Source organism: Bacillales bacterium (assembly GCA_035700025.1).
Classification (GTDB): domain Bacteria; phylum Bacillota; class Bacilli; order Bacillales; family DASSOY01; genus DASSOY01.
Genome location: DASSOY010000073.1, coordinates 1 through 26,325 on the forward strand (window position 1 = coordinate 1; position 26,325 = coordinate 26,325).

A 26,325-nucleotide genomic window follows, 5' to 3' on the forward strand; every position below is an offset into this window, starting at 1 on the left:
TATATCATTCGTCATGGAGAATTGATTGTTTTTACACCGGAAGCAGCTGACAATGACAATACATTGAGCAGAATCACCGCTGTTTCCTACGATCATTACAAAGCGGAAATGTATCGTTGGAAGGATCGAATTTCTGAACAGACCAAGCATCTACGGTTTAAAAGAGACCCAGAAAGATATCTTAAAGCAATTGAAGAGAAGTGGATAACGGAATAATTGTGCTAATTATTCCGTCCAAGAAAAAAAACGCCGCCGACAGCGGCGGAGTCTTCGAACGTATTTCTGCGATGGACAGGAGGGGACACGGCGGAGTTTGCGCGCTTTTATTCTCACGCTTCCGATCCGAAAGATCGAAACGGCGATTCCAAATGGGAATCAATGTGACTCACATTCCCTCAAAAATGAAATCCCGTTAGATCACATGTTTCATAAGAAATCCAAACGCATCATATGAGCCGTTTCCAGTTCCCCCGCCGCCCCGCGTTGCAAAGAATACCGATCATTGGGCTCCGAGCGGTCTACATCCCCTTGACTAGTGGGTCCGTAAAGAACAAATAATACAAAACCGATCAGAACGGCAAGAATGAAAAACTGTAAACCCCATCTGAATACCGTGTTCCGTCGCACAATCATCATTGCCCTTCCTTTTTCTTTTCATCTATTTAGACGAAACACGTCTGCAAAAGGTTTCATGTTTTTCATATATTTGCAAAATGATTTTTCAAACGTGTAAATAGAAGTAACGGACACCTCATCTCCTAGAAGCTCCTTACTCCATACCCATGAAAAAGGTCGAAAAAAGAGCGCTAAGCGGATCAAATGTCCGTTTTCCAAAACGATCAGTTTCTACAGCCAAACGAAACGCTTACATGTCCTCGTTCGACTTCTCTTTGGCCGCACGTTTTTCTTCTTTCATTTTCGGCACGGTCACGTCGCGGCTCGCGGGTGAACCGTGAACGCCGAATTCTTCGGCAATCTCTTCTTTATGACGATCAAGCATCGCTTCAATGCCGGTAACGATCAGTTTGTTTTTTGCGCTCATCGCAAAGCCTCCATTTCGTGTCGTTTACGCATTAGCATAACCGATCGAGACGGATATTATTTTTTCGAAGCTGCGAAATCTTGCTCCAACCGATAGACAAAGGCGAATACTTCCGCCACCACTTGATACAAATCGGGCGGAATCGATTCGTTGATGTTCAACTCCGATAAAACCGCGACGAGCGAAGGATCTTCCTGAATCGGCACTTCATGCTGCTCGGCGAGCCGAATGATCCGTTCCGCTGCATCCCCCTCACCTTTTGCGGAAACATGAGGGGCTTCCCGTTTCTTTTCATCATAAGCCAGTGCGACCGCCCGTTTTCGCTCCGTTTCTTTTCTCATACGCGGTAATCGACCCCTTTTTGTTGGTTGAATTCGTTCGCTTGTCGTGGTTTTTCCGCTTTTCCCTCCGCTTGGATAAAGGAAGACAGCTGATAACCGGACGTTTCAAGATGCTCCCTCAAGGCCGGTAAGCAAGCTTCGATGAGGTCGCGCAAATCGTACGATTCATTGTACAGTTTCACGGAGACGATCCGTTTTTGAACGTTGACGTCAAGAGCTGTTTCATGTAAATGAGCCAAATTTAGGTAAAATAAAATGCGGCAATGGTCCGCGTCCCATTCCCCGTTTTTCCGTTTCTTCCCATGCCATTCGATGGTGATATCCGTAAAAGATTTGCCGTTGTAAAAAGGCAACTGAATGACCGATTGGTACGGAGCCGCCGCCTGCAACTGACTGCCGGTCACATGGTTTAGAAGCGTTTGCGCCGCTTGTTTCGTCTCGGCATTCGGCACCTGTTGAAGCACCTCCATCAGCATCGCTTTCAACGGCAATGCGCGCGGAGGACCGCTGGTTGCCGTACCGTCGGATGACGCTTGATGGGAGATAACGAAGCGAAGTAGTTCCTTGAAAAATTTCGGGCGGCGCGAGGCAGTCAAGTCTTCGGAAAGCTGCACCAATAACCGATTTGCCTCCGTTTTCACGTCGGGAATCGGGGACTGGCCGCTCATATGCGTGAGCATCGTTTTCACTGATTCTTCCACCGTCGATCGCGACCCGACGGCTTTCGCAACGGCTTGTTCGTAAGACAATCCAAGGGTGTCGATCGCTCTTTGCAACTGTGCCTTCATCTCCGTGCCTGAAGGCCGCATTTGCAAAAACAAATCGCCGATTTGCTTACGCACCGTTTTAGCCGCCGCGTCATCGATACCGCTTCCGCCGGCGGACAACAATGCAGCGAACAGGTTCAACGACTCAGACAGAGGTGTCTTTAAGGACGTGAGCAACCCGTCAAAAACGGTTTTCGAAAACGGCAGCTGTTGTTCGAACATCATTTGCAACGCACGAAACGCGGATTCAGTCGCACCGGCTTGTTTCAACCATCCGGCGCCGCTCTCTACGACAGAGCGAGAAAGCGGAAGGTCCGCTTCCAATATCATTTTCACGAGTAGTTGATGCGTTCGGTCATTCGGCAGACCCAGCTTTTCAAGCAATTGGCCAATCGTTGCTCCCATCGAAGCTTCGGCACGCGTCGGCAACACTTTCAACTCCGGTGTTCCGTTTGCATTTTTCACTTCCAGCCAATAGAAATTTCCGGCAACAAGCGGTGCATACACTTTTGCTCGAATGTGACGGCCGGCTAATTCGACGACCGCCAAGTTTTCCGGAAACCACCGCAAAAGTTTACCCCTGTAGATTTGTCCTTCCATAAGTTTCAACGGTTTCGTTTCAAGCCGTTGATTCATCTTCATGGAATCGGGAGTCAAGCGGAGTTGATCCATCGTTTTTCGTCCCCTTTTCGATGCCGTTAATTGATCTGTTCCCGAACAGGCGCGAACGAACGCCGATGAACTTCGCAAGGACCATGCTTCCGCAACCGGGCCAAATGGTCCGCGGTGGGATACCCGAAATGACGGGAAAATCCGTACTCGGGAAAACGCCGATCCAATCGTCTCATGATTCGGTCACGGGTGACTTTCGCAACAATGGAGCCGGCAGCGATTGAGACGCTCAATCGGTCTCCTTTCACGATCGCCGTATCGGGAATCCCGCAATCGAGCCGCATCGCGTCGACAAGCACGTGCTCCGGCCGCTTATCCAAAGAAAGAACCGCTTCGCGCATCGCCCGTTTCGACGCCTCATAAATGTTCAAACGGTCGATGTCTTCCGGCTCGACAATCGCTATCGCTACGGAAGCGTTCGATTCAATGATCTTCTCATAAAGTTCCTCACGTATTTTGTCGGTCAATTGCTTTGAATCGTTTAGCCCATATAACGGCCGATCCGGATCGAGGATGACGGCAGCGGCGACAACCGGTCCTGCCAGCGGACCGCGCCCCGCCTCATCGACGCCCGCAATGCGTTCCATCCCTTGGTGCCGCAAATTTCTTTCATAACTCGACATCTCTATGTATTGCCGTTTTTGCAAAAGTTCTTTCTCCCGCAACCGCTCCCAGCGGCCGAGCAATTCGCGCACCCCTTTTCGATCATCGGCGCGGAAAGCTGCCATCTCCGCTTTCGTCGGCGTTTCGGCCGCTTCAAAAAGCCGTTTTCTAATCGCATCGATCGTTTGTTTCAACCATTGTCTCCCCTTACTAAAGAAAACTTCATGCTTTTTATTTCTACATAAAAAGATGAAGTCCTTTTCTTACGGACGCTCCAGCGAAATGCGGCCGATTTTTCCCGTTTGAAAATCCCTGATCACGACTGCGCCTGTTTTTTCGTAATCGACCTCCCCGCCGCGTACAATGCAGCCGCGCCGCCTGCCGATTTCATCAAAAAGGGCGATGTCGTCTTCCGGAACGTCCCCGATGCCGTATCGAGATTTTAATTGCTCGGCATAATGAACCTTTAAATACCGAAGCAAAGCCAATGCTGCATCTTGCGAAACGAATCGTTCGTCGCGAATCGCTCCGGTGACCGCCAGCTTGATGCCGGTTTCCTCATCTTCGAATTTCGGCCATAAAATCCCCGGCGTATCGAGCAGCTCGAGCTTGCCTTGCACTTTCACCCATTGTTGTTGTCTCGTAATGCCGGGGCGATCGCCGATTTTGGCAATTTTCTTTCCCGCAAGCCGATTGATCAACGTCGATTTGCCTACGTTCGGAATTCCGAGAATCAGGGCGCGAACCGCTCGCGGACGAACACCTTTGGCTCGCAACTTTTCATGTTTTTCCGCCATAACTTGCTCGGCTGCAATAACGATTTTCTCAGTCCCGGCCCCGGTTTGCGCATTCACCGGCAACGTTCCGGCAATACCTTGTTCGAGAAACGCGTCCTGCCACATTTCAGTCACTTCAGCATCGGCGAGATCGGCTTTATTGAGCAGCAACAGCCGCGGTTTGCCCGCCGTCATTTCATCGACCAGCGGATTCCTTGACGCCTGCGGAATTCTCGCGTCAACGATTTCAAATACGAGATCGATTTGTTTCATTTTTTCCTGTACTTGGCGTTTCGCTTTTGCCATGTGACCCGGAAACCATTGAATGGTCATGGGCAAATCACCTACTTTACGATGTGAAAATCACTGAGCGGCCAAAATTGCAGGACGACTTTTCCAACGACGTCATCTTCTTCAACGGGACCGATGATCCGGCTGTCTTTGCTGTGAAGGCGGTTGTCGCCCATCACAAACAAGTCTCCTTTCGGAACCGTCGTTTCAAAATCGCGTGTCAAATCGCCTTTCGTTTTTTGTTTATAAGGTTGCAAATACGGTTCTTTCACCTTATTGCCGTTCACATACAACGTGTCGTCCCGATAAACGATATGGTCGCCGGGAAGGCCGATGACGCGCTTAATAAAATCTTTCGTCGGCGTCGCATGAAAAACAATGATGTCGAACCGATGCGGTTCCCCGATATCGTAGGCCAACTTATTAATGATTAACCGGTCGTGATTATGAAAAGTGGGCATCATCGATCTTCCATCGACAATGATTGGAGCAAACAAGAAATAACGGATGAGCGCCGCCAAAACGAAAGCAATCAAAAGCGCCTTAGCCCACTCCCACGATTCTTTCTTTACCGACATGTTCTCTCCTCCAAACCGAAATAAAAGAGCAAAAAAGGGACTTGGCATCAAGTCCCTCATTTGCGAGATTACGCTTCTTTGATTCGTGCCGCTTTCCCGCGCAATGAACGTAAGTAGTAAAGCTTCGCGCGGCGTACTTTGCCGCGGCGTGTTACTTCGATTTTGTCGATTCGCGGTGAATGCACCGGGAACGTCCTCTCGACGCCGACGCCGTAAGAAATTTTGCGAACCGTGAACGTTTCGCTGATTCCGCCGCCGCGCCGCTTAATGACGACGCCTTCAAACACCTGAATTCTTTCTCGTGAGCCTTCAACGACTTTCACGTGTACTTTCAACGTGTCGCCGGCGCGAAATTCAGGAATGTCCTGTTTCAACTGCTCTTTCGTAATGTCTTGAATTAAATGATGCATGGTCGTGATTCCCTCCTTCTGGCCACGTTCTTGTCCGTCCATGACAGCGGAACATGGTGATCACACAGGCATAATGCCACAAAAAATATCCTATCACATCCAGATGCAACTTTCAAGCGTCGTCGGACGGCACGTTCTTTTTGATTTCGTGCAACATTCGTTTTTCTTCATCCGACAAATGGATCGTTTCAAGCAAATCCGGACGCCGCTGCCACGTTCTTCGAAGCGATTCCTTTTTGCGCCAGCGATCGATTTTTTCATGGTGGCCGGACAGCAGCACATCGGGAACGTTCATTCCGCGAAACTCGGCGGGACGCGTATAGTGGGGATGTTCTAACAGTCCGTTGCTGAACGAATCATTCAAGTGCGATTGTTCATTCCCGAGCACGCCGTGCAGCAACCGCACCACGCTGTCGATAACAACCATCGCCGCCAGCTCGCCGCCGGTCAACACATAGTCGCCGATCGAGATTTCATCGTCGGCCAATGCCGTGCGAATGCGTTCATCATACCCTTCATAATGGCCGCAAATAAACAACAAATGGTCTTCTTTCGCTAGTTCCTGCGCTTTTTTCTGATCGTAACGCGCTCCTTGAGGAGACATGAGCACAACGCGAGGGTGCGTCTCACCGGTGCTTTTCAAATGGTCGACGGCGTCGAAGATCGGCTGCGGCATGAGAACCATGCCTTGACCGCCGCCGTAAGGATAATCATCGACCTTTCGGTGTTTGTTTTTCGAAAAATCGCGATAATCAGTGACGGAAAATGAGACCGCGCCTTCATCTTGAGCCTTTTTCATGATCGATTGCCGGAAGACGCCGGAAAACATGTCCGGAAACAGCGAAAGCACGTCAATCTTCATCGATGAGCCCTTCCAGCAGATGAATGGTCACTTGCTTGTTTTCAACGTCGACTTTTTTGACGACATCTTCTATGTAAGGAATCAATGCATCTTTGCCAAATTGGCGCTTGACGACCCAAACGTCATTCGCACCCGTCTCCAAAATTTCTTTGATGGTCCCGATCGTTTTCCCATCATCGGTTACGACGCGGCAGCCGATAATTTCATGATAATAAAATTCTCCCTCGTCAAGCAGGTCCAAATCTTCAATCGGAATTTTCAGTATGGCGCCGTTCAACGCTTCGACATCGTTAATCGTGCCGTAACCTTCAAAGCGGATGAGTTCAAATTGCTTGTGTGTGCGGCGTGTTTCCACGACAAGCGGCTTTTTCGGCTTGTCCTTCCCTTCATCCAAATACAGCGTATTTCCCGGCGCAAAACGTTCGTCGGGAAAATCGGTCGTCGCATAAACTTTCACTTCGCCGCGCAGTCCGTGCGGCTTTGTGATTTTTCCGACGTTCAGCCATTTCGACATCGTCAATGTCCTCCCTGGCGAATTTCAAACACTTTTCCGTTTTTGATGACGACGGACGGTTCCGACATGATCTTGTCCCAATCGTCGCCAATGTCCACGTCGACGATCATGTCGACTTCTCCGTCATTCAGCTCACTTCCGAGCGGCAATACGTCGAGTTGTTCAATTTGGTATTCCAACAGCTTACTCTTTTCTCGCCTGCGGTCGATTTCCTGCTCAAAATGTTGTTTCAGTGAACCTTTGTCGAATTTTCGCTCTCGCCCCTGGCGCCGCAACTCAAACGTGAGCTGCTCACATTCTTTTTGCACTTTCATTTCGAAAGTTTTCCAACATCGTTCGCTTGCTTTGTTCAGTCAAAACTTTTTTTACGGTTACGGGCCTTATAAGTTTCATACCATCACTCCGAGGTTCACGATTTGAAAAAAATTCGGCCGACCGTGCAGACGAAAAAAGCTGAAAAGGAGAGGCATCCCTCCCCTTTTAGTCCTCGATATCGAGATGTACTCTTTGGTTGGCCCCGGACGCAGCCGCGCTTAAGACGGTGCGAATCGCCTGAGCGATCCTCCCTTTTTTACCGATCACCTTACCCATGTCTTCCGGGTTCACGGAGAGCTTATAAGTGACTGATCTTTCGCCGGGAATCTCGGTGATCTTGACGTCTTCTGGATAATCAACGAGTGATTTCACAATCGTCTCCAATAAGCGTTCCATTATTCGCCCACCTATTGAGCTTGATTTTTCAGTTTGGCGTTGTGGAGTTTTTCCATCAATCCTTGCTTCGAGAACAAGTTGCGCACCGTATCGGAAGGTTTCGCTCCATCGAGCATCCATTTCAAAGCTTTTTCCTCATCAAGGTTCACTTCTGCCGGATTCACGAGCGGATTGTAAGTCCCCACTTGCTCAATGATACGGCCGTCGCGCGGCGAACGGGAATCCGCAACGACTACGCGATAGAACGGACGCTTCTTCGATCCCATACGTTTCAAACGAATTTTTACTGCCATGATTCATCAGCCTCCTAAAATTGTAACAACCATAACGATTGTTGTTTCCATTCATTATTTTTCGTCGTGCTTTGTTCCACCCGCCGAACACTAAATCCAAATGCAGAACATTTCGATCGGTCGGGCAAACAGCTTACATAAAGGGGAATTGAAAAGGATTTTTCTTGCCTTTCCCTTTTGTCGCACTCGTCATTTGCTTCATCATTTTCTTCATGTCTTCGAACTGCTTAATCAACCGGTTCACATCTCTTACCGAAGTGCCGCTCCCTTTCGCGATTCGTTTCCTCCGGCTGGCATTGATGATTTCCGGCTGTTGCTTTTCCTTGCCCGTCATCGATTGAATGATCGCCTCGATGTGGCTGATCTGCTTTTCATCGATTTGTAAATTTTTCATGCCCTTCATCTTGTTCGCTCCAGGCATCATCGCAAGCAGTTCGTCGAGCGGCCCCATGTTCCGCACCTGTCCGAGCTGTTCGAGAAAATCATCGAACGTGAAGCTGGCGGTACGCATCTTTTGCTCAAGATCTTTCGCTTTCTCCTCATCGACGGACGATTGTGCCTTTTCAATGAGCGTCAGCACATCGCCCATGCCGAGAATTCTCGAAGCCATCCGTTCCGGATGAAACGGTTCGAGCGCGTCGAGTTTCTCGCCGGTACCGATGAACTTAATCGGTTGATCGGTGACTGCCTTGACGGAAAGCGCAGCCCCGCCGCGGGTGTCGCCGTCCATCTTCGTCAAAATGACGCCCGTGAGGCCGAGTCGTTCGTTAAAACTTTCCGCAACATTCACCGCATCTTGACCTGTCATCGCATCAACCACGAGCAAAATTTCATCCGGTTGGACGGCGTTCTTAATGTCGGAAAGCTCTTCCATCAGTTTTTCGTCGATATGGAGGCGCCCGGCCGTATCAATGAGCACATAGTCATGATGGTCTTCCTTCGCCTTTTCGACAGCACCCTCCGCGATTTTGACGGGGCTTTCCTTATCGCCGAGCGAAAATACCGGCAAATCCAATTGCTTCCCGAGCGTTTGCAGCTGATTGATCGCCGCGGGGCGATAGACGTCTGCCGCCGCGAGAAGCGGCTTCCGATTATGCTGTTTGCGTAAATGGTTCGCCAGTTTGCCGATGTGCGTCGTTTTTCCGGCGCCTTGCAATCCGACGAGCATGACGACCGTCGGCGGCTTGTTCGCCGCGGCGATTTTGCTCTGCTCACCGCCCATCAAGCGCGTCAATTCTTCTTGAACGACTTTGATGACCTGTTGTCCCGGCGTCAAGCTTTTGAGCACTTCCTGACCGACGGCGCGCTCTTTGACGCGTTTAATAAAGTCTTTGACGACTTTAAAGTTGACGTCCGCCTCAAGCAAGGCGAGGCGCACTTCACGCGTCATTTGTTTGACGTCTTCCTCGCTTACTTTCCCTTTTCCGCGAATCTTCTTGATTGTTTCTTGAAGCCGATCGGCTAACCCTTCAAAAGCCATCGCAAACGACGCCTCCCAACGTGATCGTTACTCAAGATTTTCAAGAGCATCAATGATGTCGAATAGGTTGTCGGACGAGCCGTCCGCTTGCACGAGCGAACGCAATTGTTCAAGCAAGCCGGAGCGACGTTGAAATCTCGCAAGCAGCCCGAGCTTCTCTTCGAAATCCTCCAGCATCGCTTCCGTCCGCCGCAGCGTATCATGCACCGCCTGTCTCGAAACGTGAAACTGTTCGGCGACTTCGCCGAGCGAATAATCGTCCATGTAATAGAGAGCCATGTATTGCCGCTGCTTCTCGGTTAAAAGCGGATGATAAAAATCGTACAGATTGCTCATCCGCATCGTCTTTTCCAACATTACGGCATCTCCTCGGGATTGTAAAGTGAAACGCCTTTACACATAAAAACAGTTTAGTACCGACACCGATGTTTGTCAAGGTGGGCTGCAAAAAAATCCCCGCTGCTAAGCGGGGAAGCAATCATCATTCGTCTTGCGGCTCCGCAAACAAGCCGAAGACGAATTTCTCTGGGTCGAACGGCTGCAAATCATCGATGCCTTCACCGAGTCCGACAAGCTTCACGGGAATGTCAAGTTCGTTGCGAATCGCGAAAATGATGCCTCCTTTTGCTGTGCCGTCCATTTTCGTTAAGGCAATGCCGGTCACGTCCGTCACCTCGCCGAACATTTTCGCTTGTTGCAGCGCGTTTTGGCCCGTTGTCGCGTCGAGCGCGAGCAACACTTCATGCGGCGCACCTGGCATTTCCCGCGAGATGACTCGTTTTACTTTTTCGAGCTCTTTCATCAAGTTTACTTTGTTTTGCAAGCGTCCCGCCGTATCGCACAGCAGCACGTCGACGTTCCGAGACCGCGCGGCTTGCAACCCGTCATAAATGACGGCTGCCGGATCGGAGCCTTCTTGGTGTTTGATCACGTCGACACCAACGCGTTCCCCCCACACCGAAAGCTGTTCGATCGCACCGGCGCGAAACGTATCGCCGGCCGCAAGCAAGACGGACTTTCCGTCGCTTTTCAGTTGATGCGCCAATTTGCCGAGCGTCGTCGTTTTGCCGGCACCATTGACGCCGACAACGAGAATGACCGTCAACCCGTTCGTTTGCATGTTCAACGCATTGTCACTCTTGCCGGATTGCAAAAACTCGGCAAGTTTCTCGGATATGACCGACTGCAACTGCTCCGTATCTTTAATATTGCGCGTGCGCGCTTCGTTTTTCAGCTCTTCAACGAGATCCATTACCGTTTCAACGCCGACGTCGGCGGTAATCAAAAGTTCTTCCAATTCTTCGAAGAAATCTTCGTCGACCTTCCGGTAATTTTTTACGAGATCATTCACTCGCGAGGCAAACGAATTTCGCGTCTTAGAAAGCCCGCTTTTAAATTTTTCCGTAGCCGTGTCAGAGGTACCGGTAAATTTTTCCTTTAAATTTTTCAAAAAACTCATTGCGTAAACTCCCGTTCTATCAAGATTCAACCAGTTGTTTCGTTTCTTCCAGGCGGACCGATACGAGATTGGAAATGCCGGATTCTTGCATCGTCACCCCGTACAAGACGTCCGCCTCTTCCATCGTACCCCGACGATGCGTGATCACTACAAATTGCGTATGCTTGCTGAACGTTTTTAAATAGTGGGCGAACCGATCGACGTTCGCATCGTCAAGGGCCGCTTCCACTTCATCCAGCACGCAAAACGGAACGGGTCTTACTTTTAAAATCGCAAAAAGCAACGTAATCGCCGTCAATGCTCGTTCTCCGCCGGACAATAAAGCGAGATGCTGAAGCTTCTTGCCCGGCGGCTGTGCCATGACTTCGACGCCGGTATTCAGCAAATCATCCGGATCGGAAAGGCGCAAATCTGCGCGGCCGCCCCCGAACAACTCGCGAAACACGAGACGAAACTGTTCTTGCACTTGGCTGAACGTATGCTCAAACCGCTTCACCATTTCCTCGTCCATTTCCGAAATGACGGTGAGCAAATTTTGTTTGGCCGCGAGCAAATCGTCCTGCTGTTCTTTCAAAAACGCATACCGTTCTGAAACCCGCTCATATTCCTCAATCGCACCTAAATTGACCGTTCCGAGCTCATCAATCGCCCGCTTGATCAGCTTCACTTGCTTGCGCGCCTGCTCGGGATCTTCCGGCACCGCATACCGTTCTCGCGCCGCCTCAAAACTGAGCTCATATTCTTCGCGAAGCGTGTTCAACAAATGATCCAACTCGACATCGAGCCGATTTTGTTTCACCTCTTGGCCGCGAAGCTGCTCGGAAAGCCGCTTCTGCGCCCGCTTCCGCTCCTTCAACTCCCGCTCCTTGTCCTCGATCGCCAATTGCAGCTCAACCCGCCGCTGCCGCTTCCCGCTGATCTCCTCCATCGTCGCGTCCTTTTTGCTCCGCTGCCGCTCAATGCGCTCGTCCAGTTGCTCTTCGCCGGACGAATGATCGCTCATTTCGCCTTCCAGCTGCCAATATTCCTCTTCCGTTTGCTGGCGCAAACGATCCGTCTCTTCCCGTTCGCTTTCATGCTGAGCGATCGCATTCCGCAAATACCCGACGCGCTGCTCTTGTTCCGCCGCTTGTATTTTCAACTCCGTCATCGCCGACTGCGCATCTTCCTTCGACGATTGCTGCCGCTGCAGCACTTCCGTCACCGTTTCGATCTCGCCTTCCAACTGCTTTTCGCGACCGCCGAGTTGCTCGGCCTCCGCCTCCAATTTCCCGAGACGATCGGCGATTTCCGCCATCTCCTCGTCATAGCTAGCTTTCTCGCGATCGTACAGCGTCAACCGGTCGTCCGCATTTTTCGCTTCGACCTCGATCTCGCGCCGTTCGCCGTCTTTCTTTTGCTCTTCAAGGCGGAGCGCTTCCCCTTGTTCGCGCAGCGTTTCAAGCCGGCCGGAAGCTTCCTCGACCTTTCTGCGCAAAGACTCGTACGTTTGCTCGAAACGGAGCGACTCCTTCTCGGCGCGCCGCAGCGCTTTCACCGTTTGCTCCAATTCGCGCTGCCGCCCGAGCAGCGAATGGTTTTGCGCCTTTCGGCTGCCGCCCGACATCGAACCGCCGGGATTGACGACATCACCGTCAAGCGTCACGACGCGTACACGATGGCGCAACAGCCGCGCCAATTCGTTAGCGCCGCGCAAATCTTTCGCAACGACGATGTTGCCGAGCAAATGGTCGACGACAGTTTGGTAACGCTCGTCATGGACGACCAGTTCGGAAGCTGCGGCCACGAAAGCTTCATGCGCCGCGACCGCCTGGCGGTCGGCCGCCGTCAACTGACGCGGGCGAATGACCGACATCGGCAAAAACGTCGCACGGCCGCGGCCGCTCCGCTTCAAATGCGCAATCGCCTCGCGCGCATGCTTTTCGCTTTCGACGACGACATGTTGCATCGCCCCGCCGAGCGCCGTCTCGACCGCCGTTTCATACGCCCTCTCGACCTGGATCAGTTCTGCGACCGCCCCTTCAATTCCTTCGAGCCGCCGCTTCGCTTTCAACACTTCTTTCACCCCGTGAAAGAAGCCGGAATAATCGTCCTGCATCGCTTCAAGCATTTCTTTTCGCGATTTCTTCTGCTGCCACTCGCGCTGCGCGCGCTTCCATTCATTCTCCGCTTCCACGAGCTTTCCGCGGTCCGCTTCCAGCTGCTCTTTCGTCTTGACGTATTCGATCCGCGACCGCTCCAGCTCCGCGCGCTGCTCCTCCAACTCCGCAAGCAGCAGCCGCTTGCGCTCGCGAATCGCTTCCCGCATCGCTATGTACTTTTCGTGATCGTCGTCGAGCCGCCGGCTCTTCTTGAGAAGCTGCTCGCGCTGTTCTTCGAGATAGCGCATTTCGTTGCGCTTGCCGGCGCGTTCGTTCAACACCTCGATATATTCCGATTTCAGCCGCTCCAGCTCCGACTCCGCATCTGCTTCGTGTGCATCGAACTGCTCCGCTTCCTTCCGAAGCGAGTCTTTGATCTCTCGCAAGCGCTCCTCCGCTTCGGCGAACTCTTCTTTTTTCGCGGCAATCTCCCGATCTTTTTTTTCAAGCCGTTCCTTCGCGTCATCGATTCGCTGCTTCAGCAATGCCCGATTTTGCGTCGCATTTTTGCGGCGCTCCTTGAGCACTTCCTTTTGCCCTTCGAGTTTTTCAAGCTCCTCACTGTCGGTCAACAACGCTTCTTGCAGCTGTTCAATGACTTCGTCGAGCGTTTTCATCTCGCTGCGCTGTTTCTCGACCTCCGCATCTTCGCTTTGAATTTCCGCAGACATCGCAATATCTTCGGTTTCGAGCGATTTTACCGATGCGGAAACTTCTTCCCACCGCCGGTGACGATCTTCAATTTCGTGGACGATCAACGCCACCTCGGTTTCCTCGAGTTCTTGCTTTTTCTGCAAATAGTCTTTGGCGACCGAAGCCTGCAATTTTAACGGTTCGACTTGATTTCCAAGCTCGTGAAGAATGTCGTCGACGCGTGCGAGATTGTCTTGCGTATCCGCCAGCTTTTTCTCCGCTTTTTGTTTGCGCGTCTTGTATTTCAATACTCCGGCCGCTTCTTCGAAAATTTTACGTTTTTCTTCCGATTTGCTGTTCAAGATTTCATCGATCTTCCCTTGCCCGATGACGGAATAAGCTTCGCGTCCGAGCCCGGAGTCCATGAACAAATCGACAATGTCTTTCAGCCGGCAAGGCTGTTTATTCATCAAGTATTCACTGTCCCCGGAACGATAGACCCGGCGTGTGACACTGATCTCGTTGTAATCAAGCGGCAAATAGTGATCTTCATTGTCAAGCGTGAGCGTCACTTCGGCGACGTTCAACGGTTTTTTCGCGTCACTGCCGCCGAAAATGATGTCTTCCATTTTACCGCCGCGCAGCGATTTCGCCGATTGCTCGCCAAGCACCCAGCGGACCGCGTCGCTAATGTTGCTTTTCCCGCTTCCGTTCGGGCCGACGACCGCCGTCACACCCGGAACGAACTCGATGTTCACCCGGTGGGCAAACGATTTGAAGCCGACCAAATCCAACTGTTTCAGCAACATTTCATACCCTCCCCCCTTCTTGGTTTATCGGCCGATGGGCGGCCAGCCTTCACATGCAGGCAAAACATGTTACAATAAGTGCAAAGAATGAGAAAAAAACGAGGGATCAAACGATGAATTTATCCGAAAAAAATGAAGAAAACATCCAAGCGATGATCAACGGGTTAAAGGAAAAACTTCAGCTCGTCAATCAAGACGTTTTGCAAGCCGACAAATACGATGTCGAGCAATATGAACCGTTGAAAGACGTTTATGAATGGGTAATGAGCAAGCCGAACTTAACCGTGAGCGAAAAAGAAGCGATCCTCTCGGAACTCGGCCAATTGCGTTCCAAGTGAGCGATACATGAATCCCCCCTGGTGACAGGGGGGTCATTTCGCAGCTTTTAATTTACCCATGCCCTTCTCGGCGGCTTGCTGTTCCGCTTCTTTCTTCGAGCGTCCGCATCCGATGCCGACCGGTTCCGAGGCGACGGTGACACGGGCGACGAATTCCCGGTTATGCGCCGGGCCTTTTTCTTGAATGATTTCGTATTGAATCTCCCCGAGGTTGTTGCGCTGCACGTATTCCTGAAGCTGGCTTTTGTGATCCATCACATGCGAAAAAGCACCTGCGTCGATTTTCGGATAAATGTACTTCCTTAGAAAAACGACGACTTGATCGAGCCCGTTGTCCAAATACAAAGCGCCGATGAACGCTTCGAAAACATCCGCCAGCAATGCCGGCCGTTCCCGCCCTCCTGTCACTTCTTCCCCTTTTCCGAGCAAGATGAAATGCCCGAAACCGAGGTCGCTTGCAAAAGAGACGAGCGAAGGCTCGCAAACAATCGCGGCTCTTAACTTCGTCAATTCCCCCTCAGTCATGTGCGGGTATTTCTCGAACAAATAACGCGAGACCGTGAGCTCGAGTACGGCATCCCCCAAAAACTCGAGGCGCTCGTTATCCTCAAACGGCCTGCGGCGATGCTCATTCACATAGGATGAATGGGTAAAGGCTTGCTTCAACAACGCGGGTTCACGGAAACGGATTCCGTAGTTTTCTGTAAATGCTTCGAACTGAAACGATTTTTGAGTTTTGTTCATGGCACGGCCTCCGATACTTCCGATAAAAATAGAACGAATGGTCACAGACGAAAAGAAAAATGAGATAAAGATCCCGTAAAATCAGGTTACGGGATCTTTTCTTTATTGGCGACCTTTTATGTACTCAATCACGTCACCAACGGTTGTAATTTTTTCCGCATCTTCATCGGAAATTTCCATATCGAATTCGTCTTCCAATTCCATGACGAGTTCCACTACGTCAAGAGAATCGGCATCAAGGTCGTCTTTGAAAGAAGCTTCCGGTTTAATTTTATCCTCGTCGACGTCCAATCGGTCCGCGACGATTTTTTGCACGCGCTTTAAGAGATCCTCGCTCATTGGTCTTCACCTCCCTCTCAATAAAATACCAAAAGTTTGTCCGAGAAGCAAAGCGAATTTATTGCATCACCATGCCGCCGTCGACACAAATCGTCTGGCCGGTGACGTATCCGCTCTCATCCGACGCAAGAAAACGGACGATCGCCGCAACGTCATCCGGCTGACCCAGCCGTGCGAGCGGAATTTGCTTCAACATTTCTTCCTTCATCGCTTCGTCCAGTTCATCGGTCATGTCGGTCGAAATAAAGCCGGGAGCGACCGCGTTGACCGTGATGTTTCGCGCGGCCAGCTCGCGGGCGCTGCTTTTCGTCAACCCGATGATGCCCGCTTTCGCAGCCGCATAGTTCGCTTGTCCGGCATTGCCGATGATCCCAATCACGGACGCGATGTTGACAATCCGGCCGGATCGCTGCTTCATCATTTGCCTCGTCACCGCTTTCGTGCAATGAAAGACACCTTTCAAATTCGTATTCATCACGGCGTCCCAATCGTTTTCTTTCATTCGCATCATTAGCGTGTCGCGGGTAATCCCGGCGTTATTGACGAGAATGTCAAGCGACCCGTACGCATCGGTTACTTGTTTCACCATCGCCTTCACCGCATCGGCATCGGAAACATCCGCTTGGATCGCCATCGCTTTGACACCGAACGTTTCCGCTTCTTGCACGACTTGTTCGGCTTTTTCGCGGTTTCCGGCATAGTTCACCGCAACGTTCGCCCCCGCTTTCGCGAGCGACAGCGCGATCGAACGCCCGATCCCGCGCGAAGCGCCGGTGACGAGCGCCGTTTTCCCTTCAAGCATTAAGCATTCTCCTTCCATTTTGCCAACGCCTTCTCAAGACTTTCTGGATCGTTCACCGGATAAGCTTGAGCGCGGCGATTCACTCGTTTCACGAGTCCGCACAACACATTGCCCGGACCGATTTCGAAAAACGTGTCGACACCTAAATCAAGCAATTTGCGCACCGTTTCTTCCCAACGGACCGGTGAATACATTTGTGCGAGCAAGTTATCGTAAATCATCCCCGCATCCTTCATCTCATCTGCCGTCACGTTCGCGATCACCGGCGTTTCGGCGTTGCGAATTTCAATTTCGTCAAGCACTTGCTTAAACTTGTCAGCTGCCGGTTTCATGAGCCGCGAGTGAAACGGTCCGCTCACATTCAACGGCAATACTCGTTTTGCGCCGGCCGCGGACGCTTTATCACCGGCGATCCGCACCCCTTCGGCCGTTCCGGAAATGACGATTTGTCCAGGCGCGTTCAAGTTGGCCAAGTCGACCGATTCACCTTCGGCGGTCACGCTATCGGCAATCTCCCGCAGCACAGCGTCTTCGAGACCGAGAATGGCGGCCATCGCTCCTTCGCCGGCAGGCACCGCCTCTTCCATATAAAGCCCGCGATGCCGTACGGCATATACGGCGTCCTCAAAGGACAGCGCTCCCGCAGCAACAAGGGCGCTGTATTCACCGAGACTATGTCCGGCCGTATAATCAGCTTCAATACCTGTTTCGCGAAAAACCTCCCATGCCGCGAGGCTCGCTGTCAAGATGGCCGGCTGTGTGTTCTCGGTCAATTTTAATTCCGTTTCCGGACCTTCGAAAATGACTTTCGAAAGCGGAAACCCGAGACGTTCGTCCGCTCGCCGGAAAATGCTGCCGGCTTGTTCGTTTTGGTCTTTAAAGGCTGCTCCCATGCCAACGGACTGTGATCCTTGACCCGGGAACAAAAAAGCGATTTTACTCATTCGTTTCCCCCTCTTTCTTTTGCACCGTTTCGGCAATTTTTGCGGTCACATCGCGCGAGACGATTTCCCTCGCCTGACGAATCGCATTGAAGATCGCCCGTCCGTCCGACGATCCATGTGCTTTCACGACCGGCGCGGCTAGCCCGAACAACCCGGCCCCGCCGTACTCGGAATAATCCATCGTGTTTTTCAAGCCTTTCAATCCCGGTTTCAACACGGCGGCCGCCACCTTGCGTATCGTCGTACGCGTCAGTTCCCGCTTTAGCAATGACATGACCGTCATCGCCGTGCCTTCGATCGATTTCAGCACGAGATTGCCGGAAAAACCGTCGCATACAACGACATCCGCTGCGCCTTCCATCAACCCGCGCGCTTCAACGTTTCCGACGAAATTCACCGGAGCTTGTTCCAGCAGCGAGAAAGCTTCCTGGCTTAGCCGGTTGCCTTTGCCTTCCTCGGTGCCGATATTCAACAACCCGACGCGGGGACGCTGAATACCGCGCACCTTCTCGACGTAAATCGATCCCATTAACGCATAATGATACAGATGTTCCGCTTTCGCATCCGCATTGGCACCGACGTCAATTAACAAAAACCCTTTGCCGTCCGTCGTTGGCAGCGTCGGCGCCAATCCGGGACGGCTGATGCCTTTCATGCGTCCGACGAGAAACAAACCCGCCGCGACGAGAGCGCCGGTGTTTCCCGCGGATATGCAAGCATCCGCTTTTTTTTGCGACACTTCGCGAGCGGCGATGACCATCGAAGCGTCTTTTTTCGCGCGCACCGCCTTGACCGGACTGTCGTTCGGTCCAATCACTTCATTCGTATGTATGATTTCTGCTCGGGACGTCGCCGACAAATACGGGCGGATTTGGTTTTCATCCCCGATCAAAGCGATTTCCAAATCGCCGAACGTCGCGAGTGCTTGCTCGGCTCCGGATACAATTGCTTTCGGCGCGTGGTCACCACCCATAGCATCTACGGCAATTCTCATGGTTGAGTTCCTTCCTTCTGTTTGCTTGTTGACCGATACATCGTGAATGTTCCGGAAAAAACCTGTTCTTGATCCACATAACTGTCGACGGCAACGACGGTGAAATGTTTTTCATGTTTATCGATCCGCGCTTTCGCAACGACGCGTTCCCCTTGCTTGACTTGCCGGTTGAAGCGGATGTCCGCTTTTGCCGTCAACGCCAGCTCGTCATTAATGATCGCGACGGCAAGCGAATTCGCCTGAGCAAACAAGTGGTGGCCGCGGACGATTTTCGTCCTTGAAAAAACATGTTCCGGACCGATGTCCAAAATCGAAATCGCGCTTTCGTCAAGCTGCAGATCGACGATTTCGCCGATCACTTCTTCCAACGGAAGAGCTTTCACCTCATCGAGCTGCCTTTGCGCCACCGCTTTAATTCGCTGCCTCACTTCCGGAATCGACAATTCCATCCGATCGAGCCGAATCGTCTGGACGCTCACTTGAAACTTGCGGGCCAACTCCTCGTCGGTAATAAACGGAAAATCCGCGATTTCGCTTTTCAACAGCTTTTGCCGTTCTTTCTTTCCTTGCTTCATGCTTCACCACCTAATTTGCAACGCCTATTCGTACCGAGTTTCATGAACGTTGAACGATGAATGATCAACGATGAAAAACGTTTCCCGCGATCCCGCCGGAACAAGGTCGTTTCGCTATGCTTTCAGTTAGATGCCATCCGGTCTTATGACTAGGTACTAATAGCAGTATAGGACGAATCCCGTATTTCCGCAAGCGATTCCCGACCCGCCTCGGAACTTCGATGCGTTCAGTCGATTTTCTCCAGCTGAAGCGCACCGGAATCTTCAAGATAACGCCGCAGCGAGGCATAATCTTTGTCGGTCCAGAATGCCGGTTGCTCGACGAGCTTAGCAGCGTCTTCGCGCGCTGCCTTCAACGTGCGGTAATCGTGATTCAAGTCAGCCAGCTTAAACGCCGGCAATCCGCTTTGCGCGCTGCCGAAAAAATCACCAGCACCTCGCAATTTCAAATCTTCTTCGGATAGGCGGAATCCGTCGTTCGTTTCCGTCATGATCCGCATTCGTTGTTTGCCGTTTTCTGACTTCGGATCGGCAAGCAAAAGGCAGTACGACTGGGCGTTTCCTCTTCCGACCCTCCCCCGCAATTGGTGCAGTTGGGAAAGTCCGAAACGTTCGGCGTCATAAACAACCATCACCGTCGCATTCGGCACGTCGACGCCGACTTCAACGACGGTCGTAGAAACAAGCACGTGGCAGCGATTGGCGGCAAACGCCTCCATCACCGCTTCTTTTTCATCTGCGGACATCCGGCCGTGCAGCAAGCCGACATTTATCCCGGTTCCAGAGAATTCGTTCGCAATTTGTGCGTGCACATCAATCGCATTTTGCACGTCCAGTTTATCCGACTCTTCGATGAGCGGACAAATCACGTACGCTTGATGGTCGTGAGCAATTTCCCGTTTGACAAAACGAAGAACGCGCGAAAACATTTCCGGTTTCGCCCAATACGTTTCGATCGGTTGCCGGCCGGCCGGCATTTGATCGATCGTCGAGACGTCCATGTCGCCATACAGCGACAACGCGAGCGTGCGCGGAATCGGAGTCGCCGTCATGTATAAAACATCTGGAGAGTGACCTTTCGACGTTAAATGCCTTCTTTGCATCACACCGAACCGATGTTGCTCGTCGGTTATTGCAAGTCCGAGCCTATGAAAGCGGACCTCGTTTTGAATAAGCGCATGCGTACCGATAACGACATCGATCTCCCCGCTTTCGAGAGCGCGCATCATCGTTTTCCGAACGTTTCCTTTCACCGAGCTCGTTAAGACGGCAACACGAACGCCTTGTGGAGTGAGCAAATCATGAAGCGAAGCCGCATGTTGTTCCGCTAAAATTTCGGTCGGCACCATGAGCGCCCCTTGAAAGCCGGCACGGACGGCGGCATACAAAGCGATGGCGGCGACCACCGTTTTTCCGGAACCGACATCCCCTTGCAGCAAACGATTCATTCGTTGATTTCGACACATATCTTGTAAAATTTCTTGCGTTACCCGCTGCTGGGCATCCGTGAGCGAAAAAGGCAGCCCTGCGGCAAACCGGCGGACGTCCTCCTCTTTAAATCGCATCGCGACCCCGCCGCTGCGCTCGCGCCGGATTTTTTTAAACATCTGCATTTTCAATTGGAACAGCAGCAATTCTTCGTAAACGAGCCGTCGTCGCGCAAGCCTGATTTCCTTATGGTTTTTCGGAAAGTGCATCGCTCGGACCGCTTCCGCCCGTGCGGCCAACCGATACGTTTTCAGCAAAGAATCAGGCAGCACCTCGGGAATCGCTCGTCCGTATTGTCTCCAAGCGGCGGCGATGATCTTTCGCAGCTGTTTCACCGTCACGTTCGCTTTCACCGAATATACCGGAGCGATCGCGTCCCCGGTACGCCGTCCTTTTTTCCATTCCGCTGCCGTAATCGTTTTCCGGTGCAAGTCCCATTTACCGGTCACGGTAATTTCGTCGCCGACGTTCAGCTGTTTTTTTGCGAACGGTTGATTGAACCAGACCGCTTTCACCAAATAACGGTCGACGAGCAATCGCACCGTCAAACGCGACTTTTTGCGGCCATAAAACGAGAGAGAAGGTTCGCCGTGAACCTTCCCGATAATTGTCGTCTTTTCATTGTGGGCGACTTGGCTCAAATCTTTGATTTCGTAATGGTCATAGCGAAACGGGAAGTAAAACAACAAATCCTCGACCGTATGCACCCCGAGTTCCGCCAGAGTTTTCGCCCTTTCCGGACCGATGCCGTTCATCTCCGACACCGGCATCGTCAAGTCCTGCGCCGTCATTTCCGGTGCAGCGGCATGCCGAAAATGCGCCGCTCAAGCTCCCGTCCCGTCGGCGTCGCTGCAAGACCTCCCTGTGCCGTTTCCTTAAGCGCGACCGGCATCATTTGCCCGATCTTGTGCATCGCGTCAATCACCTCATCTGCCGGAATGCGGCTCTTTACCCCGGCAAGCGACATGTCGGCGGCCACGATCGCGTTCGAAGCACCGCCCGCGTTCCGTTTGACGCACGGCACCTCGACGAGTCCGGCCACCGGATCACACACGAGGCCGAGCATGTTTTTCAAGGCAATCGCCATCGCATCGGCCGATTGCTGCGGCGTTCCGCCGGCCAGCTCGACGATCGCCGCGGCCGCCATGCCGGACGCCGAACCGACTTCCGCCTGGCAGCCGCCGCCGGCTCCGGAAATCGAAGCGTTGTTCGCGATGACGTAGCCGAACGCCCCCGCCGTGAACAAATAGCGAACCATTTGTTCACGGGTCGGCTTCAGCTTATCCTTCAAGGCAAACAACGTGCCCGGCACAACGCCTGCCGAACCGGCGGTCGGCGTCGCGCAAATCGTCCCCATCGCTGCGTTCACTTCGTTCGTCGCCATCGCTTTGCTCACGGCGTCGAGCAAAAGCGGTCCGGCAAGGGTATCGCCTTTTTCAATGTACTTTTGAACGAGTACCGCATCCCCGCCAGTGAGCCCGGAGCGGGATTTCACCCCTTCCGTCACACCTCTTTCCACCGCTTTTTCCATCACTTCGAGATTTCTCTCCATTTGCGCGAATAGGTCCTCGCGGCTTTTCCCGCCTTCTTCCATTTCCATTTCGATCATTATTTCCGATATCTTTTTATTTTCTTGTTCGGCCATTTCCACGAGTTCGGCTATATTGCGAAACATCGTCTTCCCTCCTTCACGATCGTCAATTCTCAAGCTTCGACGCGTTCAACACGTTCGGAAGCGTCATCAATTCCGCTAAAACCCCGTCGCTTATGTTTTGATCGACTTCTATGACCATCAACGCCTGTTTTCCTTTTTCCTTGCGGGAGACTTCCATGTGGCCGATGTTGATTTCATGCTTGGCAAGCAAATTGGCCACTGCGGCAATGACGCCGAACCGATCGTTATGCACGACGAACACGGCTGGATAATTCCCGCTTAACCGCAACTCAAATCCGTTCAATTCGGTAATCTCGATTTTGCCGCCCCCGATCGAGATTCCGACGACTTCCAGTTGTTCGTTGTCGTCGCCAAGGCGGAGCCGGGCCGTATTCGGATGGTCGGCGTTTGCATCTTCCGGTGTAATTTTCACCTTCATGCCTAATTTCTCGGCTGCCGACAATGCTTCGACAATGCGCGTATCGTCGGTTTCGTATCCAAGCAGTCCGCCGACGAGCGCAACATCGGTTCCGTGCCCTTTGTACGTGTTCGCGAACGACCCGTACAACGAAATCTCCACCCAATCTGGTTGTTTTCCAAACAACGTGCGCGCCACTTTGCCGATTCGCGCAGCGCCGGCCGTGTGAGAACTTGACGGCCCGATCATGACCGGACCGATAATGTCGAACACGCTTCTGTATTTCATCGTATTTCCCCCTTTCGTTCTAGTTACTCAACTGAAACAATATACGAATAAACGGGCTGGCCGCCGTTTTGAATTTCGACGTCGACCTCAAACTCGTCTTCCGCAAACGACGCCAGTCGTTCGGCATCTATTTCGCCCGCGTTCGCCCCGAAAAAGATCGTCACCAGTTCCGCATTGTCCGTTACCATTTGCCGAAGCAACGCTTTCGCGGCATCTTCTTCCTGCCGTTCGACGGCAACGATTTCTCCGCCGCAAATGGCGAGATAATCACCGCGTTTAATGGAAAAACCGTCCTTTATCGCATCGCGAACAGCATGCGTGACTTGTCCCGATTTCACTCGTTGCACGGCGTCTTCCATCGTCGCTTTGTTCGTTTCCGCATCCGCTTCGGGATGAAAAGCAATTAACGCGGCAATTCCTTCAGGAATCGATTTCGTTTCCACAACCGTTACAAACGCATCCGCCATCTCTGCCGCCTGCCGTGCCGCCAACAATACGTTGCCGTTGTTCGGCAGCACAAAAACGTGCTTGGCGCCTGTTGCGCGAATCGCTTCCACCATGGCTTCCGTGCTCGGATTCATCGATTGCCCGCCTTCAATCACTTTCACAACGCCCATGCTTTCGAACAACGCGCGCAACCCTTCTCCCGATGCAACGGTGACAAATCCATACGGCTCTTCTTTTTTCGTATTCGCTTCTTGACGCGTGTCGCCCGTACCTTTTACAATGTCTCGATGCTGTTCCCGCATATTTTCAATCTTGATTCGAAGCAGTTCCCCGTACGTTTGTCCCTTCGTCAACACTTCTCCAGGTTTTTCCGTATGGATGTGCACTTTCACCCATTCCGGGTCGGCAGCGACAAGCAAAGAGTCACCGTGTTTCTCCAATTCGCTGCGAAACGTTGCTTCATCGAAAGCATCGCCGTGTTTCAATCCAACCGTAAACTCGGTGCAATACCCGTATTCAATCGCGTCCGTCTCGAATCGAACTTGCGCCTTCTTGTGATGGACCGCCTTGATCATCTCGTTCATCGATGGACCTTCGTCGCTCGCGGCCGGCACGTTCCCCGTCAATCCTTCGACGAATCCCTCGTAAATCGCGACGAGTCCTTGTCCGCCGGAATCGACTACCCCGACTTCTTTTAACACAGGCAGTTGTTCCGGTGTCTTCTTTAACGCCGCTTTCGCCTCACGGACGACTTCTTCGAGCAGTTTGACGACATCGTGATTGTTGGCGGCAGATTGAACCGCCCGTCTCGCGCTTTCCTTCGCGACTGTCAAAATCGTCCCTTCCACCGGTTTAATAACCGCCTTGTAAGCAGCATCAACACCGGCTTGCAACGCATCGGCGATTTCTGTTGCCGACAGCTCAGCGTTCCCGGCGACGCTTTTCGCGAACCCGCGGAACAATTGCGACAAAATCACGCCCGAATTACCGCGAGCGCCCATCAACATTCCTTTTGAAAGCGCTTGCGCGCATTCGTTCGCTTTCCCCGAAGAAACACGTTCAAGCTCCGCGACCCCCGACGACATCGTTAAATTCATGTTCGTGCCCGTATCCCCGTCGGGAACGGGAAACACGTTCAATGCGTCTATCGATTCCGCTTGAGAAGATAGATGCGCCGCACCTCCCTTGACCATTTTTATAAATTGAGATCCATCCATCTTGTTCATCAGGCACAACTTCCTCCTTCGCATTCGGCCAGAAACCGCCTGCGGCATTAACGATCGGCGATTCGAACACCTTGCACGTAGATATTGACAGAATCTACCGAAAGACCGAGCATTTGGTCGAGCGTATATTTCACTTTCGTCTGCACATTGTGCGCCACCTCGGAAATTTTCGTTCCGTAGCTGACGATGATGTACATGTCGATATGAACTTGATCTTCTTCTTGACGAACGACGACACCGCGGCTGAAATTTTCCTTCCGCAGCAATTCACTCAATCCGTCTTTCAATTGTTTTTGGGATGCCATGCCGACAATACCGTAACAATCCAGCGCAGCCCCGCCGGCGATCGCCGCGAGCACTTCAGTGGAAACGTCAATGGCTCCATAGTTCGTCTTCATTTCAATCGACATCGCAATCGCTCCTTTGTGCGTACAGTCATAATCATTTTACAATACTTTGCCTTACCGCCACAACCGATGCTGTTTCTTGACAAAGGGGGGCACGACGGTTTTTTTACTTGGCGAATCCTTGAAATCAGGCGAAGAAGATGCTAACATGATAACGTTGCATAAATGCAGACTGGAGGGAATCACATGAGCAGAAAATGTGTCGTGACGGGGAAACAAACACGTCATGGAAATAAACGTTCTCATGCCTTGAATACGGCGAAGCGCACGTGGAAAGCAAACGTGCAGAAGGTTCGCATCATGGTCAACGGAAAACCGAAACGGGTTTACGTGTCGACGAGAGCGCTGAAATCCGGCAAAGTGGAACGCGTATAACCGCATTATGGAATGCGACAAAAAAAGCACCGGTCGGGGTGCTTTTTTTGTTTAATCCTTTTTGACGCTTCCCATGATCGCCCTGATAAATCCACCAAGGAACTTTGGAAGCTTGATCGTATAAAATTTCATACTCTTCCTCCTTCGTCATTCATGAAGCAGTGCCGATTCCGAGCATCTCTCTCATTCATGATGAAGATTTATTATCAGCCTATTCATGGGATGCGGAATAAGTACCTACACATGATGAAATGAGCACATCTATGAATGATCGCGGCTTCTTATTACCATAGCTATGCCGCTGGAAAAGGAATAAGTACCTGTTTTTTCAACGAGTTCGTTGCTCACGGTAAGCATCGCATCCAAATCGATGTCTGCTTTCGTAAGCGGATACTTGAAGCCTCGCAACGTTAACCCTTTGATAGATTCACCGAGCGAAAAAAAGGAAACATAAGGATACGTTTCGTCTCGTTCAATGACATGTTCGCCGGGCATTTTGCATACGAGCTCGTTTTGCCGATCAATGACGGAAGCCTCAACGCCGGCAACAGCTGTTTTTTTCAACAGCAGCTGATTGACCCATTGATGATCAAGCCTGCCTCCGGTCGCCCCGTAAATTTCGAGCCTCTCGGGCTTTTGCCTGACTGCCCAGTCGACAGCGATATGCAAATCGGTCTTCGCCTTTCGCGAAGGAAAGACTTCCTTGCCGTGTTTCGGAGTGATTCTCTCCCTCTCCGCTGAAGTAATAGAATCAAAATCACCGAAAGCGTAATCAGGCTGAATGCCCCGGCTGGCAAGCTCGACAGCTCCCCGATCGACACCGATCCATAGGCCGTCGTTTTTCCGAAACGCTGTTTCCGGAATGAGCGAAGAAGGACCGCCTGCAACAATACGTATCACCATC

Annotated in this window: 32 protein-coding genes; 3 read left to right on the forward strand and 29 right to left on the reverse strand. The window is 51.9% G+C overall.

The window, feature by feature from the left end; translation table 11 throughout:
- Nucleotides 1-216 (forward strand): hypothetical protein (locus VFK44_13080; GenBank protein ID HET7629300.1); only part of this gene is annotated, 216 nt, incomplete at its 5' end.
- Nucleotides 217-865: 649 nt separating this feature from the next.
- Here the strand turns inward: VFK44_13080 and VFK44_13085 are convergent.
- The 16 genes from VFK44_13085 to smc form a co-directional block, all read right to left on the reverse strand.
- Nucleotides 866-1,042, reverse strand: coding sequence for a hypothetical protein (locus VFK44_13085; protein ID HET7629301.1), 177 nt, complete (start codon nt 1,040-1,042; stop codon nt 866-868).
- 56 nt (nt 1,043-1,098) lie between these two features.
- Nucleotides 1,099-1,383 carry an EscU/YscU/HrcU family type III secretion system export apparatus switch protein gene (locus VFK44_13090; protein HET7629302.1) on the reverse strand — a complete coding sequence of 95 codons (285 nt, stop codon included), beginning with the start codon at nt 1,381-1,383 and terminating at the stop codon, nt 1,099-1,101.
- A complete protein-coding gene (locus VFK44_13095) occupies nt 1,380-2,822 on the reverse strand; it encodes a hypothetical protein (protein ID HET7629303.1) in 1,443 nt (480 codons plus the stop codon). Before VFK44_13095 ends, VFK44_13090 begins: the two co-directional genes overlap by 4 nt.
- Before the next feature lie 26 nt (nt 2,823-2,848).
- Entirely contained in the window at nt 2,849-3,619 is a 771-nt protein-coding gene (locus VFK44_13100; protein ID HET7629304.1) for a ribonuclease HII, read from the reverse strand.
- A 69-nt stretch (nt 3,620-3,688) separates the two neighbouring features.
- The gene (ylqF, locus tag VFK44_13105) at nt 3,689-4,534 is read right to left on the reverse strand and encodes a ribosome biogenesis GTPase YlqF (protein ID HET7629305.1); all 846 of its coding nucleotides are present in this window, start codon (nt 4,532-4,534) and stop codon (nt 3,689-3,691) included.
- An 11-nt stretch (nt 4,535-4,545) separates the two neighbouring features.
- A complete protein-coding gene (gene lepB, locus VFK44_13110; protein HET7629306.1) occupies nt 4,546-5,070 on the reverse strand; it encodes a signal peptidase I in 525 nt (174 codons plus the stop codon).
- Between the two features lie 68 nt (nt 5,071-5,138).
- The gene (gene rplS / locus VFK44_13115) at nt 5,139-5,480 is read right to left on the reverse strand and encodes a 50S ribosomal protein L19 (protein ID HET7629307.1); all 342 of its coding nucleotides are present in this window, start codon (nt 5,478-5,480) and stop codon (nt 5,139-5,141) included.
- 112 nt (nt 5,481-5,592) lie between these two features.
- A complete protein-coding gene (trmD, locus tag VFK44_13120; GenBank protein ID HET7629308.1) occupies nt 5,593-6,342 on the reverse strand; it encodes a tRNA (guanosine(37)-N1)-methyltransferase TrmD in 750 nt (249 codons plus the stop codon).
- Nucleotides 6,332-6,856 carry a ribosome maturation factor RimM gene (rimM, locus tag VFK44_13125; protein ID HET7629309.1) on the reverse strand — a complete coding sequence of 175 codons (525 nt, stop codon included), beginning with the start codon at nt 6,854-6,856 and terminating at the stop codon, nt 6,332-6,334. Before rimM ends, trmD begins: the two co-directional genes overlap by 11 nt.
- A gap of 2 nt (nt 6,857-6,858) precedes the next feature.
- Nucleotides 6,859-7,170 carry a YlqD family protein gene (locus tag VFK44_13130; GenBank protein ID HET7629310.1) on the reverse strand — a complete coding sequence of 104 codons (312 nt, stop codon included), beginning with the start codon at nt 7,168-7,170 and terminating at the stop codon, nt 6,859-6,861.
- Between the two features lie 166 nt (nt 7,171-7,336).
- On the reverse strand, nt 7,337-7,567 hold the full coding sequence (locus tag VFK44_13135; GenBank protein ID HET7629311.1) for a KH domain-containing protein: 231 nt from the start codon (nt 7,565-7,567) through the stop codon (nt 7,337-7,339).
- A gap of 11 nt (nt 7,568-7,578) precedes the next feature.
- Nucleotides 7,579-7,860 (reverse strand): 30S ribosomal protein S16, encoded by a 282-nt coding sequence (gene rpsP / locus VFK44_13140; GenBank protein HET7629312.1) that lies wholly within the window; start codon nt 7,858-7,860, stop codon nt 7,579-7,581.
- Nucleotides 7,861-7,993: 133 nt separating this feature from the next.
- Entirely contained in the window at nt 7,994-9,340 is a 1,347-nt protein-coding gene (ffh, locus tag VFK44_13145; protein ID HET7629313.1) for a signal recognition particle protein, read from the reverse strand.
- A 27-nt stretch (nt 9,341-9,367) separates the two neighbouring features.
- The gene (locus VFK44_13150) at nt 9,368-9,697 is read right to left on the reverse strand and encodes a putative DNA-binding protein (GenBank protein HET7629314.1); all 330 of its coding nucleotides are present in this window, start codon (nt 9,695-9,697) and stop codon (nt 9,368-9,370) included.
- Nucleotides 9,698-9,821: 124 nt separating this feature from the next.
- Nucleotides 9,822-10,799, reverse strand: coding sequence for a signal recognition particle-docking protein FtsY (ftsY, locus tag VFK44_13155; GenBank protein HET7629315.1), 978 nt, complete (start codon nt 10,797-10,799; stop codon nt 9,822-9,824).
- 19 nt (nt 10,800-10,818) lie between these two features.
- Entirely contained in the window at nt 10,819-14,382 is a 3,564-nt protein-coding gene (gene smc, locus VFK44_13160) for a chromosome segregation protein SMC (protein HET7629316.1), read from the reverse strand.
- Between the two features lie 113 nt (nt 14,383-14,495).
- On the opposite strand from smc, the gene VFK44_13165 reads away from it, so the two are divergent.
- Nucleotides 14,496-14,720 carry a DUF1128 domain-containing protein gene (locus VFK44_13165; GenBank protein ID HET7629317.1) on the forward strand — a complete coding sequence of 75 codons (225 nt, stop codon included), beginning with the start codon at nt 14,496-14,498 and terminating at the stop codon, nt 14,718-14,720.
- A gap of 33 nt (nt 14,721-14,753) precedes the next feature.
- On the opposite strand, the gene rnc is transcribed toward VFK44_13165, so the two are convergent.
- From rnc to VFK44_13220, 11 genes are all read right to left on the reverse strand, one after another.
- The gene (gene rnc, locus VFK44_13170; protein ID HET7629318.1) at nt 14,754-15,464 is read right to left on the reverse strand and encodes a ribonuclease III; all 711 of its coding nucleotides are present in this window, start codon (nt 15,462-15,464) and stop codon (nt 14,754-14,756) included.
- Nucleotides 15,465-15,566: 102 nt separating this feature from the next.
- Complete coding sequence (gene acpP, locus VFK44_13175) at nt 15,567-15,803, reverse strand: acyl carrier protein (protein ID HET7629319.1); 237 nt, start codon at nt 15,801-15,803, stop codon at nt 15,567-15,569.
- A 58-nt stretch (nt 15,804-15,861) separates the two neighbouring features.
- Nucleotides 15,862-16,605 carry a 3-oxoacyl-[acyl-carrier-protein] reductase gene (gene fabG, locus VFK44_13180; GenBank protein ID HET7629320.1) on the reverse strand — a complete coding sequence of 248 codons (744 nt, stop codon included), beginning with the start codon at nt 16,603-16,605 and terminating at the stop codon, nt 15,862-15,864.
- Nucleotides 16,605-17,549: an ACP S-malonyltransferase gene (gene fabD / locus VFK44_13185; GenBank protein HET7629321.1), complete on the reverse strand. Its 945-nt coding sequence runs from the start codon at nt 17,547-17,549 to the stop codon at nt 16,605-16,607. Before fabD ends, fabG begins: the two co-directional genes overlap by 1 nt.
- Nucleotides 17,542-18,543, reverse strand: coding sequence for a phosphate acyltransferase PlsX (gene plsX / locus VFK44_13190; protein HET7629322.1), 1,002 nt, complete (start codon nt 18,541-18,543; stop codon nt 17,542-17,544). The genes fabD and plsX overlap by 8 nt, the downstream gene beginning before the upstream one ends.
- A complete protein-coding gene (fapR, locus tag VFK44_13195; GenBank protein ID HET7629323.1) occupies nt 18,540-19,118 on the reverse strand; it encodes a transcription factor FapR in 579 nt (192 codons plus the stop codon). Before fapR ends, plsX begins: the two co-directional genes overlap by 4 nt.
- Before the next feature lie 227 nt (nt 19,119-19,345).
- Nucleotides 19,346-21,397, reverse strand: coding sequence for an ATP-dependent DNA helicase RecG (gene recG, locus VFK44_13200; GenBank protein HET7629324.1), 2,052 nt, complete (start codon nt 21,395-21,397; stop codon nt 19,346-19,348).
- The gene (gene sdaAA / locus VFK44_13205; protein HET7629325.1) at nt 21,394-22,281 is read right to left on the reverse strand and encodes an L-serine ammonia-lyase, iron-sulfur-dependent, subunit alpha; all 888 of its coding nucleotides are present in this window, start codon (nt 22,279-22,281) and stop codon (nt 21,394-21,396) included. Before sdaAA ends, recG begins: the two co-directional genes overlap by 4 nt.
- Before the next feature lie 22 nt (nt 22,282-22,303).
- On the reverse strand, nt 22,304-22,966 hold the full coding sequence (gene sdaAB / locus VFK44_13210) for an L-serine ammonia-lyase, iron-sulfur-dependent subunit beta (protein HET7629326.1): 663 nt from the start codon (nt 22,964-22,966) through the stop codon (nt 22,304-22,306).
- A gap of 23 nt (nt 22,967-22,989) precedes the next feature.
- Nucleotides 22,990-24,639 carry a DAK2 domain-containing protein gene (locus tag VFK44_13215; protein ID HET7629327.1) on the reverse strand — a complete coding sequence of 550 codons (1,650 nt, stop codon included), beginning with the start codon at nt 24,637-24,639 and terminating at the stop codon, nt 22,990-22,992.
- 47 nt (nt 24,640-24,686) lie between these two features.
- Nucleotides 24,687-25,049 (reverse strand): Asp23/Gls24 family envelope stress response protein, encoded by a 363-nt coding sequence (locus VFK44_13220; protein HET7629328.1) that lies wholly within the window; start codon nt 25,047-25,049, stop codon nt 24,687-24,689.
- A gap of 183 nt (nt 25,050-25,232) precedes the next feature.
- Between VFK44_13220 and rpmB the strand changes: the two genes are divergently transcribed.
- Entirely contained in the window at nt 25,233-25,421 is a 189-nt protein-coding gene (rpmB, locus tag VFK44_13225; protein HET7629329.1) for a 50S ribosomal protein L28, read from the forward strand.
- Nucleotides 25,422-25,472: 51 nt separating this feature from the next.
- Here rpmB and spoVM read toward each other — a convergent pair whose 3' ends face one another.
- A complete protein-coding gene (spoVM, locus tag VFK44_13230) occupies nt 25,473-25,553 on the reverse strand; it encodes a stage V sporulation protein SpoVM (GenBank protein HET7629330.1) in 81 nt (26 codons plus the stop codon).
- Between the two features lie 129 nt (nt 25,554-25,682).
- Nucleotides 25,683-26,324, reverse strand: coding sequence for a thiamine diphosphokinase (locus tag VFK44_13235; protein ID HET7629331.1), 642 nt, complete (start codon nt 26,322-26,324; stop codon nt 25,683-25,685).
- Nucleotide 26,325: the final 1 nt, after the last annotated feature.

What these genes read in the sequence shown, in the direction of transcription:
- sdaAA (HET7629325.1), bottom strand. Translation starts at nt 22,281, where the DNA reads ATGTTTCGCAATATAGCCGAACTCGTGGAAATGGCCGAACAAGAAAAT.
- ftsY (HET7629315.1), bottom strand. Translation starts at nt 10,799, where the DNA reads ATGAGTTTTTTGAAAAATTTAAAGGAAAAATTTACCGGTACCTCTGAC.
- smc (HET7629316.1), bottom strand. Translation starts at nt 14,382, where the DNA reads ATGTTGCTGAAACAGTTGGATTTGGTCGGCTTCAAATCGTTTGCCCAC.
- recG (HET7629324.1), bottom strand. Translation starts at nt 21,397, where the DNA reads ATGACGGCGCAGGACTTGACGATGCCGGTGTCGGAGATGAACGGCATC.
- ylqF (HET7629305.1), bottom strand. Translation starts at nt 4,534, where the DNA reads ATGACCATTCAATGGTTTCCGGGTCACATGGCAAAAGCGAAACGCCAA.
- fabG (HET7629320.1), bottom strand. Translation starts at nt 16,605, where the DNA reads ATGCTTGAAGGGAAAACGGCGCTCGTCACCGGCGCTTCGCGCGGGATC.
- plsX (HET7629322.1), bottom strand. Translation starts at nt 18,543, where the DNA reads ATGAGAATTGCCGTAGATGCTATGGGTGGTGACCACGCGCCGAAAGCA.
- rimM (HET7629309.1), bottom strand. Translation starts at nt 6,856, where the DNA reads ATGTCGAAATGGCTGAACGTCGGAAAAATCACAAAGCCGCACGGACTG.
- VFK44_13130 (HET7629310.1), bottom strand. Translation starts at nt 7,170, where the DNA reads ATGAAAGTGCAAAAAGAATGTGAGCAGCTCACGTTTGAGTTGCGGCGC.
- ffh (HET7629313.1), bottom strand. Translation starts at nt 9,340, where the DNA reads ATGGCTTTTGAAGGGTTAGCCGATCGGCTTCAAGAAACAATCAAGAAG.
- VFK44_13095 (HET7629303.1), bottom strand. Translation starts at nt 2,822, where the DNA reads ATGGATCAACTCCGCTTGACTCCCGATTCCATGAAGATGAATCAACGG.
- VFK44_13150 (HET7629314.1), bottom strand. Translation starts at nt 9,697, where the DNA reads ATGTTGGAAAAGACGATGCGGATGAGCAATCTGTACGATTTTTATCAT.
- VFK44_13085 (HET7629301.1), bottom strand. Translation starts at nt 1,042, where the DNA reads ATGAGCGCAAAAAACAAACTGATCGTTACCGGCATTGAAGCGATGCTT.
- rnc (HET7629318.1), bottom strand. Translation starts at nt 15,464, where the DNA reads ATGAACAAAACTCAAAAATCGTTTCAGTTCGAAGCATTTACAGAAAAC.
- VFK44_13165 (HET7629317.1), top strand. Translation starts at nt 14,496, where the DNA reads ATGAATTTATCCGAAAAAAATGAAGAAAACATCCAAGCGATGATCAAC.
- rpmB (HET7629329.1), top strand. Translation starts at nt 25,233, where the DNA reads ATGAGCAGAAAATGTGTCGTGACGGGGAAACAAACACGTCATGGAAAT.
- fapR (HET7629323.1), bottom strand. Translation starts at nt 19,118, where the DNA reads ATGAAGCAAGGAAAGAAAGAACGGCAAAAGCTGTTGAAAAGCGAAATC.
- VFK44_13215 (HET7629327.1), bottom strand. Translation starts at nt 24,639, where the DNA reads ATGAACAAGATGGATGGATCTCAATTTATAAAAATGGTCAAGGGAGGT.
- VFK44_13135 (HET7629311.1), bottom strand. Translation starts at nt 7,567, where the DNA reads ATGGAACGCTTATTGGAGACGATTGTGAAATCACTCGTTGATTATCCA.
- VFK44_13220 (HET7629328.1), bottom strand. Translation starts at nt 25,049, where the DNA reads ATGTCGATTGAAATGAAGACGAACTATGGAGCCATTGACGTTTCCACT.
- VFK44_13235 (HET7629331.1), bottom strand. Translation starts at nt 26,324, where the DNA reads ATGGTGATACGTATTGTTGCAGGCGGTCCTTCTTCGCTCATTCCGGAA.
- spoVM (HET7629330.1), bottom strand. Translation starts at nt 25,553, where the DNA reads ATGAAATTTTATACGATCAAGCTTCCAAAGTTCCTTGGTGGATTTATC.
- trmD (HET7629308.1), bottom strand. Translation starts at nt 6,342, where the DNA reads ATGAAGATTGACGTGCTTTCGCTGTTTCCGGACATGTTTTCCGGCGTC.
- sdaAB (HET7629326.1), bottom strand. Translation starts at nt 22,966, where the DNA reads ATGAAATACAGAAGCGTGTTCGACATTATCGGTCCGGTCATGATCGGG.
- lepB (HET7629306.1), bottom strand. Translation starts at nt 5,070, where the DNA reads ATGTCGGTAAAGAAAGAATCGTGGGAGTGGGCTAAGGCGCTTTTGATT.
- VFK44_13090 (HET7629302.1), bottom strand. Translation starts at nt 1,383, where the DNA reads ATGAGAAAAGAAACGGAGCGAAAACGGGCGGTCGCACTGGCTTATGAT.
- rpsP (HET7629312.1), bottom strand. Translation starts at nt 7,860, where the DNA reads ATGGCAGTAAAAATTCGTTTGAAACGTATGGGATCGAAGAAGCGTCCG.
- rplS (HET7629307.1), bottom strand. Translation starts at nt 5,480, where the DNA reads ATGCATCATTTAATTCAAGACATTACGAAAGAGCAGTTGAAACAGGAC.
- fabD (HET7629321.1), bottom strand. Translation starts at nt 17,549, where the DNA reads ATGAGTAAAATCGCTTTTTTGTTCCCGGGTCAAGGATCACAGTCCGTT.
- acpP (HET7629319.1), bottom strand. Translation starts at nt 15,803, where the DNA reads ATGAGCGAGGATCTCTTAAAGCGCGTGCAAAAAATCGTCGCGGACCGA.